The following is a 13855-nucleotide window of genomic DNA, read 5'->3' as shown; positions in this document are numbered from 1 at the left end:
GCCAGTCAAGGCAACGCATTTCTCAAACCGTCGGCTGGCTATGCGGGAACAACAGGTCCACGAACTTTTCAGCCGTCGGCTGCGGTTCATGGTTGGCCAGCCCGGCCCGTTCGTTGGCTTCGATAAACACGTAGTCCGGTTGGTCGGCAGCCGGCACCATCAGGTCCAGGCCCACCATGGGGATGTCCAGGGCACGGGCCGCACGCACGGCGGCGTCGACCAGGGTCGGGTGAAGGATGGCGGTGACGTCTTCCAGGCAGCCGCCGGTGTGCAGGTTGGCAGTACGGCGCACGGCCAGGCGCTCGCCACGGGGCAGGATGCTGTTGTAGTCGTAGCCGGCGGCGTGCAGGGTGCGTTGGGTTTCATCGTCCAGGGGGATTTTGCTTTCGCCGTCGGTGGCGGCCTGGCGCCGGCGGCTCTGGGCCTCGATCAACGCGCCGATGGAGTGTTGGCCATCGCCGGTGACTTCCGCCGGGCGGCGAATGGCGGCGGCGACCACTTCAAAGCCGATCACCAGGATGCGCAGGTCGAGGCCTTCGTGGAAGCTTTCCAGCAACACTCGGCTGTCGAACTGGCGGGCTGTTTCAATGGCTTGCTGTACCTCTTCGATACTCTGCAAATCCACCGCCACGCCCTGGCCTTGCTCGCCATCCAGCGGCTTGACCACGATGCGCTGGTGCTCGTCGAGAAACTCCAGGTTGTCATCGGCACTGGCGGCCAACTGTTGCTCCGGCAGGTTCAAGCCGGCGGCCTTGAGCACCTTGTGGGTCAGGCTCTTGTCCTGGCACAGGGTCATGCTGATGGCGCTGGTCAGGTCGCTCAGGGACTCGCGGCAACGCACCCGGCGGCCACCGAGGCTCAAGGTGAACAAGCCGGCATCGGCATCATCCACCTGCACGTCGATCCCGCGCCGATGGGCTTCCTCGACGATGATCCGCGCGTAGGGATTGAACCCTGCTTGCGGGCCGGGGCCGAGGAACAGCGGTTGGTTGATACCGTTTTTGCGCTTGATGGCGAAGGTGGTCAGTGCGCGGAAACCCAGTTTGGCGTAGAGACTTTTCGCCTGACGGTTATCGTGCAGCACCGACAGGTCGAGGTAGCTCAGGCCACGGCTCATGAAGTGTTCGATCAGGTGGCGCACCAGCACTTCACCCACGCCGGGGCGGGTGCATTGCGGGTCTACCGCCAGGCACCAGAGGCTGCAACCGTTCTCCGGGTCGTGGAAGGCTTTCTGGTGGTTCAGGCCCATGACGCTGCCAATCACCGCGCCGCTGTCTTCGTCTTCCGCCAGCCAATACACCGGGCCGCCTTGATGACGCGGGGTCAGCAGCGCCGGGTCGACCGGCAACATGCCGCGCCCCTGATACAGCTGGTTCACCGCCTGCCAGTCCGCCTCGCTTTGTACCCGGCGAATCCGGAACCCGCGAAACACCCGGGTTGCCGGACGGTAGTCGGTGAACCACAGGCGCAGGGTGTCGGACGGGTCGAGAAACAGCTGCTGTGGATCAATCCCGAGGATCTGCTGCGGCGCGGCCACATACAGTGCGATGTCGCGCTCGCCAGGCTGCTCGTTGAGCAACTCCAGGGCCAGGCTCGCCGGGTCCGGGAAGGTATGGCCGATCAACAGCCGGCCCCAGCCGCAATGCACGGCAATCGGCGTGGGGTCCAGTTCGCTGCCGTCTTCGGCGAAGCGGGCTTGCAGGCGCTCGTAGGAGGGCGCCTGGCCCCGCAGCAAGCGTTGGCTGTAAGCCGTGGCGTGAGGTTTCATGAATCAGATTCCTTGTTCGCTGAGCCACAGGTTCAGCGCCGCCAGTTGCCACAGCTTGGAGCCGCGCAACGGGGTCAATTGGCCTTGGGGATCGGTGAGCAGGCGGTCGAGCATCGCCGGGTTGAACAGGCCGCGATCCTGGCTCGGGTCCAGCAGCAGGTCACGCACCCAGTTCAGGGTGTCGCCTTGCAAATGCTTGAGGCCGGGCACCGGGAAGTAGCCTTTCTTGCGGTCGATGACTTCGCTTGGAATCACCCGGCGCGCGGCTTCCTTGAGCACTTGCTTGCCGCCGTCCGGCAGCTTGAATTTACCCGGCACGCGGGCTGACAGTTCCACCAGGCGATAGTCGAGGAACGGCGTACGCGCTTCCAGGCCCCAGGCCATGGTCATGTTGTCGACGCGTTTGACCGGGTCGTCCACCAGCATCACGGTGCTGTCCAGGCGCAGGGCTTTGTCCACCGCGGCATCGGCGCCGGGCTGGGCGAAATGCTCGCGCACAAAGTCGCCGGCCGCGTCATTGGCCGTCAGCCATTGGGGGGCGACGGTGGCGGCGTAGTCGTCGTAGCTGCGGTCGAAAAACGCATCGCGGTAGGCGGCGTACGGGTCGCTGGCGCCGTCCACTTGCGGGTACCAGTGGTAACCGGCGAACAGTTCGTCGGCGCCCTGGCCGCTCTGCACCACCTTGCAATGCTTGGCCACTTCCCGGGACAGCAGGTAGAAGGCAATGCAGTCATGGCTGACCATCGGCTCGCTCATGGCGCGGAACGCCGCCGGCAGTTGCTCGATGATTTCACTTTCGGCGATGCGCAGTTGGTGGTGCCGGGTGCCGTAATGCTTGGCGATCAAGTCCGAATACTGGAACTCGTCGCCGCGCTCGCCGCCGGCGTCTTCAAAGCCGATGGAGAAGGTCGACAAATCCTGCACGCCGACTTCCCGCAACAGGCCCACCAGCATGCTCGAATCGACACCGCCCGAGAGCAGCACGCCCACATCCACCGCCGCCCGCTGCCGAATCGCTACGGCTTCGCGGGTGCTGTCGAGCACGCGGTCGGTCCAGTCTTCCAGGGTCAGGTTGGCTTCATCGGCGTGGGGGCCGTAAGGCAAGGTCCACCAGGTTTTCTGCTCGGTCTTGCCGTCCGCCTCGATACGCATCCAGGTGGCGGGCGGCAGTTTTTCAATGCCGGCCAACAGGGTGCGCGGTGCAGGCACCACGGCATGGAAGTTCAGGTAGTGGTTGAGCGCCACCGGATCGAGGATCGGGTTGATATCGCCGCCCTTGAGCAGCGCCGGCAGGGCCGAGGCAAAACGCAGGCGCTGGCCGGTGCGCGACAGGTACAGCGGTTTCACGCCGAGGCGGTCACGGGCGATAAACAGGCGCTGGGCATCACGTTCCCAGATGGCAAACGCAAACATCCCGTTGAGCTTTGGCAGAAGCGCTTCGCCCCAGGCGTGGTAGCCCTTGAGCAGCACTTCGGTATCGCCGCCGGAATAGAAGGCATAGCCCAGGGCCTCCAGCTCTTCGCGCAGTTCCGGGAAGTTGTAGATCGCGCCGTTGAACGCCAGGGACAGCCCCAATTGGGCGTCGACCATCGGTTGGGCGGAGCCGTCCGACAGGTCCATGATTTTCAGGCGTCGATGGCCCAGGGCAATCGGCCCTTGGGCATGAAAACCCCACGCGTCAGGACCGCGGGGGGCGAGGTGATGGGTGATTCGTTCCACTGCTGCCAGGTCGGCAGGTTGGTAATCAAAGCGTAACTCGCCAGCTAATCCGCACATAAATTCCTTACCGGTTTTTCCGTTGGGGAGGGGTCAAAAGCAGTCGCGCCAAAACGGCGGCCACCCAGAAACTGACACGGATGAATCTAGGGAGTTTTAGAACGATCGGTTATAAGCAGGCTTTTCAGGGAGGGCTCGGGCGTATACCCGGGTGGCGTCACATAGTTATGGGCGCCGGGCGCGGGGGGATGGTTATCGTGGGGACTCACTCCTGTGCAAAAGGATATTGCCGATGGCTGACTCCGTTTCCGTGCCCGCTCAACTCACCCCGCAACTCCTCTCGTCGACCCTGCTGGAACTGACCGGCGACCTGGATAAAGCCGATGTCCTGCAGCAACGCCTGCCTCCCTGGTTGCTGACGGCCAAGCCCGAACCGTTGGAGCAACTGGAGAAGGTCCACGCGTTGGCCGGGCTTCACGAGCCCAGGGTCAATGCGATCCTGCAACGCATCAAAGGCCTTGATCAGTTTTGTGCCGAAGAACTGACCCGTGGCCTCAAAAACCGGTTTGGCGTGACCCTGGACGTGAAGCGTGATCATTTATGGCTGCCGTGGGAACGCCTCGACACGGGAAGCACTTCATTCGGGATTCCCGCCACCAAGGTGGTGATTGAAACCCGGACGTTGCTGGAGGCGGCGATGCAGAATTTTTCCGAGGATGAGGCCTTGGGCAGCGTTTTTCCCACTGGCAGCCAGGTACGACGTGACACCGATACTCGGGTGAACGCCGTCAGTGTCCCGGCGTTTGCCGCCTACTGCCGCACCCTCGACCTGGGGCGACGCTACCAGGAGCATTTGCGTGGCGCGATCAACCAGGTCCTGCCAGTGGCTGATGAGCTGCTGCACAACCCTGATGCCAACGAATTCAGGCAACTTAAGGTGTATGACATGGCGGCTGATGTGTACCTCGCGTACCTGCGTGGTGACATCGGCGAGCCGGCCTTCAAGCTGTTATTGCGCTTTACCCGCCAGGGCGCCAACCTCGACAAGGCAACCATGCTCACCGAGACATACGGCGCCAGGCCCTTGGTATTTCAAGGGCTGGATGTGCATGACTGTTGCCTGTGGGGCGTCGTTGTATTTTCCCGGGAAGTCATTGATGAACACCCCGAAACCCGGTGCATCGTCTACATGCCGGGAGAGCCTTATCGGCCGATTTTCGAATACCCCAGCTTTGCAGACTTTCAGCGTTACCTGACGCTGAAGCTGCAGGTGAAAAGCTACGCCGATTTTTTTGTGCGTTACCTGGACGAAGAATCCCGCGGTGATTTTTCCACCCGGTTTTCTGCGGGTAAATCCCTGGGGCTGATCAAGCCATTGCCGATCGACGTCGGGCTGTTCCAGTTTTTCTTCAACAGCACCGTCGGCAAGCTGCAAAAAGACAGCCGGGTGCTGGCGGTACCGACCGCAGACTTTGACCAGGCGGTGCGTGACCAGCGTTGGCGAGACTATGAATCGTGGGGCCTGGACCTGCTCAACCTTGCCGGTTTTTTTGTACCGGTGATCGGCCAGTTGATGATGGGCGTGGCCGTCGGGCAAATGCTCGGCGAAATCTACGAAGGGGTGCAGGACTGGCGCCACGAGGACCGCAGCGCGGCGCTGTCACACCTGCGCAACGTGCTGGAGAGCGTGGCGTCGATGGCGGCGTTTGTAGCGGGTGGCAAAGTCATTGGCACTTTGCGCCGTGGGGCGCGGGAAATCCTGGAAGGCCTCGATAACGTTGAAGCGGTTGAAAGCGCGGACGGGCGGCGCCGGCTATGGCGTTCCAGCCTCAGGCCTTATGGGCAGGCATTGGCGGCGGGTGAAGCCGATGCCCAGGGCTTTCATTGGAAGGACGGGCGGCCATGGATCAGTATTGATGGCCGTGGCCATGAAGTGCGTTTTGACCCCGCTTTGGGGCAGTGGCGTATTCGCCATCCCGGCCGTCCGTATGCCTATGCACCGCCGGTGATGCATAACGGCGGGGGTGGCTGGCGGTCGATCCATGAGCGACCGCAGGAGTGGAGTAACCACCTCTACGCCCTGCGGCGCCTGGACCCGCGCCTGAGCGCCCTGGACGACACCCGCCTGGAGCAGATTCGCCAGGTAGGCGGTGTACAACTCCCCCAACTGCAGCGCTGGGCACAGGACAACCTCAAGTTGCCCGCAGGTCTGCAGGACAGCGTCCAGCGGTTTGCGCTGGACCAGAAGATCACTGACTTGATCTGGCGCCTGGAGAAACGCCAGCCTTTCACCCCCGAGAGCATCACGTTGCAACTGGACGCCTTGCCGCTGATGCCCGGTTGGCCCCGTGGTCGTTACCTCGAAGTGCAGGACGCCGCAGGCAAGGTGACGGCCCTCTATCCATCCAGCGCGCGTATCGACAGCGAGTTGAGCGTGATCATCAGCCAGGACCAACTGGAGGAGGGTGAAGTGTTGTTGGGCGTGACCGATGGCTTGTACCGGGCTGAGCTGGACACATTGTTCGGCGATATGCCCGTAAAGGCCGGCGAAACCGATGCCGAGGCACTGGCACGGCGCTTGGCGCACACCTTGAATGTCGATCGCAAACCGTTGCACCAGAAGCTGTATGCCGACTATGACCAGTCCGTGGGGGCAGAGCAGAGGCGCCTGGTGGAGGGCGTGCCGGGCTTGCCCTCCCAGGTTGCCCAAGAGCTGATTGATAACGCTGCAAGCATTGATCGAATCCACTTGCGTGACGCACGCCGGGTGCCACTGCCGCTGCGGCAGGCCGCCCGTGAGGCGGCAGCCCGGATCCAGCGTGAGCGCCTGACCGCCAGTTTCTATTTGCCGGAGCTGGCCGACACGCAGGCCCGGGATTTTTCCTGGCGCCTGCTGGAACAGATGCCTGCTTTTCCCGACACCTTCCAGTTGCAGTTGCGCGAGGCATCGACCACCGGGACGGTGTTGCAACGCATGGGCGATGCTGCGGCCACTCAGTCGCGTGTGGTGGTCCAGACGGGTGAGCGCTATCAGGCTTTCGAGGCGGATGGGCGGGCCTTGGGCGAAGTCTTCAGCGGCCCGCACGGGTTTTATCGCGCGACTTTGCAGGCTCTGCCGATTCCGTTGCGTACCGCATTGGACATTGGCGGCAGCACCCTGTCTGACGCCCGGCGATTGCGTTATCAACTGCTTGATCGTGCGCTGGCTGTACGCGGCAAGGCACCCATCAGTCCCGTCGGGGGCGTGGCTGCCTGCCAGGTCGGCGACCCACCGCAGCCACCGACGCTTTCGCGAACCCAGCGTGGGCTGGTGCGCAAAATCAGAAACCTGTACCCGTTCTTCACCGAGCGCCAAGCCAGCGAACTGATCGAGGGCCTGGGCCCTGATGATGTGTCGCGGGCCAGTGCGGTGCGCCTGCGCGAACAGCAATTGGTGAAGCTTGACGGGGTGCTCAAGGCCTGGACCCAGCAGGACGCGGACATGCGCAAACTCCCGGGCCGGCTGGATGACTACCGCCACAGCCGTCGGCAGGTCGCAGACCGTTTGCGCAGTGCCTGGCGCCACCAGGTCCGGCTGGTTGATGAAGCCCACGCCTCAGTCTATGGCCTGAGCCTGGACGGCATGCGGGTTGGCAAACTGCCAAACTTTCCAGCCGATATCGACTTTGGCCATGTGCAGCGCCTGTCCCTGAAAAACATGGAACTGGATAACGATGTGGCGTACTTCCTCAAGGCGTTCAAGGGGTTGCGCTCACTGGAACTGGACAAAAACCAGCTGACATGGCTGCCGGAAGTGCTGTCCCACATGCCTTCCCTGCAACGCCTGAGCCTGGCGCAAAACCGCCTCAACCTGACCGACGCGACTACCAAAAAACTGCAAGCCATGAGCGGCCTGCGCTCCCTGGACCTGAGCAGCAACCCGTTGGGCGAAACGCCTTCGGTGGCGCACATGCACGATTTGCAGCACCTGAACCTGCGTGACACGCGAGCCAGGGAGTTGCCCGAGGGTTTGCTCACGCGCTTGCACCTGGAAGACGCCAACCTGCGGGAGAACAGCATTATCGAACTGCCCCCGGACTTGTTTACTGCGCCGGTGGCGGTGACCGAAAAAATCAACTTGCGGCTCAATCCGGTGTCAGTGCGCAGCCGCCAGGACCTGGATGAGTACCGCCGCCGCACAGGCGTGGGCATGGGCTTGCAGGAGGACAATATTGCGCTGTTGAGCGAGCAACGCTCCCAACAAGCCTGGCTTGAAGGAGAGACGGCCGATGCTTATCTCGCCCGTCGGGCGACCTGGGAGTTGCTCCAGGACGATTGGCAGTCCGGGGACTTTTTTGCGGTGCTGCGCCAACTGGTCAATACCCCGCAATACAAGCAGGTGCGCGCTGACCTGGTGCGTCGGGTGTGGCAAGTGATGGACGCGGCGGCCGAGGACAGCGAACTGCGGGCGTTACTGTTCAACCTGGCCAGGGGCGAGCCCAACTGTGTGGACGCGGCGGCCTACAGCTTCAGTGAAATGGAAGTCACGGTGATGCTCAACAAGGCCATGAAGGAAGCCGGTGTCACACAGCCCAGTGTCGCGACCTTGCTGAAACTGGGCCGCGGGTTATTCCGGCTGGAGCAGCTGGACAGCATTTCCGATGTGTTCAGTCGCCGCAAAAACATCGCCGATCAACTGGCGGTGCGCCTGGTGTATCGCAGCGGTCTGGCGAAGGTCCTGGAGTTGCCGGGCCAGCCGGAAAGCATCACGTACCGTGAGGTGGGCGGGGTGACCCAGGAGGACCTCACTGATGCCGTCACCCAAGTCAGCAGCCGGGAGATAACGGGTAACCTGGCGCGTTTCATGGCACGCCAGGGGTTTTGGCTGGAATACCTGAAACGTCAGTTTGCGGCTGAGTTCAGTCGCGTCAGTCAGGTGTACGACACCCGGCTCAAAGCACTGGACGTGGCCAGTACCACCTATTTATCCCAAGCGCTCAACGTACAGAGCGACCACGCACAAGCCCGTGAGCAACTGGTGGAGCGCCTGACCCGCACGGCACTTAAGGATGCGGATAAACCCTTGACGGTAGCGTGCCCGCTTTAGGCCTTGCCGCGAATCAAGGCGCGTACGGCAAACCGGTTTGGATGGCAGTCCTGGGCCACGCTCCTGGGCAGCGGCAGCGGTTCATTGTCGAGCCATGCCGCCAGCAATTCCCCGGACAACGGCGCGGTAATCAGCCCGCGCGAGCCGTGGCCGCTGTTGACATACAAGCCATCCAGCCACGGGCAGGGCGTGTCGGGTACCTGGCGTGCATCCTTGCTCAATACCCCATAGGCGTCGTTGAACAGCGCCGGGTCTGCCAATGGGCCGACGATGGGCAGGTAGTCCGGGCTGGTGCAGCGGAAAGCGGCGCGGCCCTGGAGGGTTTCAAGGTCGAGTGAGTCGGCGTGCAGGCGCCGGCGCAGGTCCGGGGAAATCTCCTCCAGCAGTGCGAGGTTGCCCGCGTGGTCGGCAGCACTGGGGGTCAGGTCGAGGCTTTTGAAATCGAAACTGGCACCCAGGGTGTGTTCGCCCAAGCGGGCAGGGGCGACGTAACCCTCGGCGCACACCACCGTGTTCAGTGCCTGGCTCTGCGGGGTGTGTGGCAGCCGGGTGATCTGCCCGCGAATACGCTTGAGGGGCAGGTCGGCGCTCGGTGCAAAGTGTTTAACCTCGGCGGCCCCGGCCAGCACCACCACCGGTGCACTGGCCAGCAAGCGCTCGCCGTCCCACGCTTGCCATTGGCCGTCGGCCTTGCGCAGTTCAAGCACGTCGTGATGGGGCAGTACCTCGATCCCCGGTTGTTTGGCCTGCCACTGGCACAGCGCGGGTGGATGCACCCAGCCGCCTTCGGGGAAATAAAGCCCGCCATGCTCCAGCGCAACCCCCGCGCGCGCCTGCGCCTGGGGTTGATCCAGCAGGTGCAAGAGCTGCGGGTCAAAGGCTTCGGCCAGCTGTGCCTGGCGTTCGGCTTCCTTGGCATTGAAGGCCAATTGCAGGACGCCGCAGCCGTCCCAGTCCGTCCCGCGCTGCAAGTGTTCCAGCAGGCGCCGGGTGTGGCCAAAACCGCTGACAATCAGTTGCGACAACGCGGTGCCGTGGGCCGACAACTTGAGGTACAGCACGCCTTGTGGATTGCCCGAGGCTTCGCGGGCGAGGCCGTCGTGCCGCTCCAGCAGGCTGACCTGCCAACCCCGGGCGGCCAGGCTGGCGGCACTGGCGCAGCCGGCCAGGCCGCCGCCGATCACCAGCGCCCGGCGTTCGCCGCCGACTACTGGTGGGCGGGCGAACCACGGTTTGGCCAGCGCCGGTGGCGGTGTCTCGGCCGGCCAGCCAAGAAACTCGCCCCGCAGGATCTCCCACTTGTGGCCAATGCCCGGTGTGCGCTTCATCTTGAACCCGGCCGCATTGATCAACCGCCGCACCCAGCCGGTGCTGGTAAAGGTGCTGATGGTCGAACCCGGCGCTGCTAGCCGCGCCAGTTCGGCAAACAGTTCGGCGGTCCACATGTCCGGGTTTTTCGCCGGGGCAAAACCGTCGAGAAACCAGGCGTCGATCTGTGCATCCAGTTGCGGCAGTTGCTCCAGGGCGTCGCCGATCAGCAGCGTGAGGGTGACGCGGCCGTTATCCAGCACCAGGCGCTGGAAGCCTTGATGAATCGCGATGTACTGCGCCAGCAACTGATCGGAGAACGCTTTGAGTTCGGGCCAGAGGGCGAGGGCGCGTTGCAGGTCGGCGCGGCTCAGCGGGTATTTTTCCACACTCACAAAATGCAGGCGCGCGCCCGGCACCGCATGTTGCTCGAACAACTGCCAGGCGCAGAGAAAGTTCAGGCCGGTGCCGAAGCCGGTCTCACCGATCACCAGCCGCCCGCCCGCCGGCAACGCAGCAAAGCGCTCCTGCAAACGGTTCTGCTGGAGGAACACGTAGCGGGTTTCTTCAAGGCCCGACTGGTCGGAGAAGTACACGTCGTCGAACACCCGCGAGTGCGGGCGGCCTTGTTCATCCCAGTCGAGCTGGGCGTGGGATACGGGGTTCATGGGCGGCTCGGTAAAGACAAGGCGGCCATTCTAGCCGATCAACCGGGGTGTCATTGATCCATGACAACCGCGTGTGGAATTTCCTCCGGCGCAGCGCCGTCCAATCCGCTAGTCTTGCCTCATTCTGGAACGGAGCCGCCCATGTTCGAATCTGCCGAAATCGGTCACGCCATCGACAAAGAAACCTACGACGCCGAAGTGCCGGCCCTGCGTGAAGCCTTGCTGGAAGTGCAGTACGAGCTTCAGCAGCAAAAGCGCTTCCCGGTGATCATTCTGATCAATGGCATCGAAGGCGCCGGCAAGGGCGAAACCGTCAAACTGTTGAATGAATGGATGGACCCGCGCCTGATCGAGGTGCGCACCTTCGACCAGCAGACCGACGAAGAACTGGCCCGCCCGCCGGCCTGGCGTTACTGGCGCCAGCTGCCGGCAAAAGGCCGTATGGGCATCTTTTTTGGAAACTGGTACAGCCAGATGCTGCAGGGGCGTGTGCATGGCGAGATCAAGGATGCGCGGCTGGACCAGGCCATCGCCGGGGCTGAGCGTCTGGAGAAGATGCTCTGCGACGAAGGCGCGCTGATCTTCAAGTTCTGGTTCCACCTCTCGAAAAAGCAAATGAAATCCCGGCTCAAGGCCTTGCAGGACGACCCGCTGCACAGCTGGCGCATCAGCCCGCTGGATTGGCAGCAATCGAAGACCTACGACAAGTTTGTGCATTTTGGTGAGCGCATCCTGCGCCGCACCAGCCGTGACTATGCGCCGTGGTTTGTGATCGAGGGTGTGGATGCGCACTACCGTGGGTTGACGGTGGGCAAGATCCTGCTCGAAGGCCTGCAAAACGCCTTGAAACTGTCCAAGGCTAAAACCAGCGGCATGAACCCCGCACCGCTGCCGTCGGCGGTTGACCAGATGAGCCTGCTCAACAGCCTGGACATGAGCCTGAGCCTTGAAAAGGCCGATTACGAAGAGCAACTGATCACCGAGCAGGCGCGGTTTTCCGGGCTGATGCGCGACAAGCGCATGCGCAAGCACGCCCTGGTGACGGTATTTGAAGGCAACGACGCCGCTGGCAAGGGCGGGGCGATCCGCCGGGTGGCGGCGGCCCTGGACCCCCGGCAGTACCACATCGTACCGATTGCCGCGCCGAGCGAAGACGAGCGCGCCCAGCCTTACCTGTGGCGGTTCTGGCAGAAAATCCCGTCGCGGGGCATGTTCACCGTGTTCGACCGATCGTGGTACGGCCGGGTGCTGGTGGAACGCATCGAGGGCTTCTGCACGCCGACCGACTGGATGCGCGCCTACGGCGAAATCAACGATTTTGAAGAGCAACTGCGCGACGCCGGGGTGATCGTGGTCAAGTTCTGGCTGGCGATCGACAAGCAGACGCAGCTGGAGCGGTTCCAGGCGCGGGAGGAAATCCCGTTCAAGCGCTTCAAGATCACCGAGGACGATTGGCGTAACCGCGAAAAGTGGGACGACTACCGGGCGGCGGTGGGTGACATGGTGGACCGCACCAGCACCGAGATTGCGCCGTGGACGCTGGTGGAGGCCAATGACAAACGCTGGGCGCGGGTGAAGGTGTTGCGCACCATCAACCGGGCGCTGGAAGAAGCGTTCGACAAGACCGACAAGCATGACAAGAAGGACAAGAAGAAGTAGCGCCATGCTTTTGCATACGCGGGATGAATGATTGTCGCGGTTGACGAGGGCTGGATCTATGCTCGATCCATCTCTCAACAACCACAACAATCGAGGTGGCCCATGCGTGAAGTAGTGATCGTCGACAGCGTGCGAACCGGCCTGGCCAAGTCCTTTCGCGGCAAATTCAACCAGACCCGTCCCGATGACATGGCGGCCCATTGCGTCAATGCGCTGCTGACCCGCAACGGCATCGACCCGGCGACTGTCGAGGACTGCATCGTCGGCGCCGGTTCCAACGAAGGTGCGCAGGGTTACAACATCGGGCGCAACGTGGCGGTGCTGTCCCAGCTGGGCACCGGCACGGCGGGCATGACCCTCAACCGCTTCTGTTCCTCGGGCTTGCAGGCGATCGCCATTGCGGCCAACCAGATTGCGTCCGGTTGCAGCGACATCATCGTCGCCGGCGGGGTTGAGTCGATCAGCCTGACCATGAAGAGTGTGAACACCGACAATCTGATCAACCCTTTGCTCAAGGAGCAGGTGCCGGGCATCTACTTCCCCATGGGGCAGACGGCGGAAATTGTTGCGCGGCGCTATCACGTCAGTCGTGAGGAGCAGGATCTGTATGCGCTGCAAAGCCAGCAGCGTACGGCCCAGGCCCAGGCTGACGGGTTGTTTGATGATGAAATCGTGCCGATGGCGGTGAAGTACAAGGTTGAGGACAAGAACACCGGGGCGGTGCAGGTGCTGGACGGGGTAGTGGATCGGGATGACTGCAATCGTCCGGATACGACCTTGGCCAGTCTTGCGGGGTTGAAGCCGGTGTTTGCCGAGGATGGGTCGGTGACGGCGGGGAATTCGTCGCAGTTGTCTGACGGGGCGTCGATGACGCTGGTGATGAGTTTGGAAAAGGCGCTGGAATTGGGGTTGAAGCCGAAGGCGTTTTTCCGCGGGTTTACGGTGGCCGGGTGTGAGCCGGATGAGATGGGTATCGGGCCGGTGTTTTCGGTGCCCAAGTTGCTCAAGGCCCGGGGGCTGGCGGTGGCGGATATTGATTTGTGGGAATTGAATGAGGCGTTTGCTTCGCAGTGCCTGTATGCGCGTAATCGGCTGGAAATTGATAATGCCAAGTACAACGTTAATGGCGGGTCGATTTCCATCGGGCACCCGTTTGGGATGACGGGCTCGCGGCAGGTGGGGCATTTGGTGCGTGAGTTGCAGCGGCGGAATTTGCGTTACGGGATTGTCACGATGTGCGTTGGGGGGGGGATGGGGGCTACTGGGTTGTTTGAAGCGGTGCGGTAGTTTTTGGGGTATATCCGTTATTTAGGTAACGGCGGCTTAGGGTTCCGCTCTTACAGCGGGTCACTTTGGAAAAGCCCCAAAGTAACCAAAGGGCGTCTGACCCCGCCTTGTCGGCCAACCTGCCTACGGCTCGGGTGTTCCCTCACTCCGGCGATGCTCGCGGCGCCGTAGTGGACGTTACTTCGGCCCAGCGCGCTAACCGACGTCCTGCGGTTACCCGCTCCGGCACCACCTCGCGGTTCCGTCCGTCGGGACGTTAGTTGGGGCAGTTCGAGAGACACGAATCAGAATCAAAGACAAGAGCAACAGCGTCCGACAGGCCGGTCTCGTAGTGAAGTACCGAAGCACACGAAGGGTAGAGTG

General features: G+C 62.6%; 6 protein-coding genes. 3 read left to right on the top strand and 3 right to left on the bottom strand.

Features of this window, described 5'->3' with window-relative positions; genetic code table 11:
• Window positions 1–22: 22 nt before the first annotated feature.
• Together ngg and MUM_RS0126565 are read right to left on the bottom strand one after the other, a co-directional pair.
• Window positions 23–1768, bottom strand: coding sequence for an N-acetylglutaminylglutamine synthetase (gene ngg, locus MUM_RS0126570; RefSeq protein ID WP_010176030.1), 1746 nt, complete (start codon window positions 1766–1768; stop codon window positions 23–25).
• A 3-nt stretch (window positions 1769–1771) separates the two neighbouring features.
• A complete protein-coding gene (locus MUM_RS0126565) occupies window positions 1772–3544 on the bottom strand; it encodes an N-acetylglutaminylglutamine amidotransferase (protein ID WP_010176029.1) in 1773 nt (590 codons plus the stop codon).
• Between the two features lie 232 nt (window positions 3545–3776).
• Here MUM_RS0126565 and MUM_RS0126560 point away from each other — a divergent pair, with 232 nt between their 5' ends.
• Window positions 3777–8570 (top strand): NEL-type E3 ubiquitin ligase domain-containing protein, encoded by a 4794-nt coding sequence (locus MUM_RS0126560; protein WP_010176028.1) that lies wholly within the window; start codon window positions 3777–3779, stop codon window positions 8568–8570.
• Here the strand turns inward: MUM_RS0126560 and mnmC are convergent.
• A complete protein-coding gene (gene mnmC / locus MUM_RS0126555; protein WP_010176027.1) occupies window positions 8567–10546 on the bottom strand; it encodes a bifunctional tRNA (5-methylaminomethyl-2-thiouridine)(34)-methyltransferase MnmD/FAD-dependent 5-carboxymethylaminomethyl-2-thiouridine(34) oxidoreductase MnmC in 1980 nt (659 codons plus the stop codon). The two genes, MUM_RS0126560 and mnmC, sit on opposite strands and share 4 nt — an antisense overlap.
• A 141-nt stretch (window positions 10547–10687) precedes the next feature.
• On the opposite strand from mnmC, the gene pap reads away from it, so the two are divergent.
• Window positions 10688–12205 carry a polyphosphate:AMP phosphotransferase gene (pap, locus tag MUM_RS0126550; RefSeq protein ID WP_010176026.1) on the top strand — a complete coding sequence of 506 codons (1518 nt, stop codon included), beginning with the start codon at window positions 10688–10690 and terminating at the stop codon, window positions 12203–12205.
• A gap of 102 nt (window positions 12206–12307) precedes the next feature.
• Complete coding sequence (locus MUM_RS0126545) at window positions 12308–13492, top strand: thiolase family protein (protein ID WP_010176025.1); 1185 nt, start codon at window positions 12308–12310, stop codon at window positions 13490–13492.
• The last annotated feature ends 363 nt before the right edge of the window (window positions 13493–13855 follow it).

Origin of the sequence: Pseudomonas sp. PAMC 25886, assembly GCF_000242655.1 — a bacterium.
GTDB lineage: Bacteria > Pseudomonadota > Gammaproteobacteria > Pseudomonadales > Pseudomonadaceae > Aquipseudomonas.
This window is presented reverse-complemented; position numbering and strand designations above follow the sequence as displayed.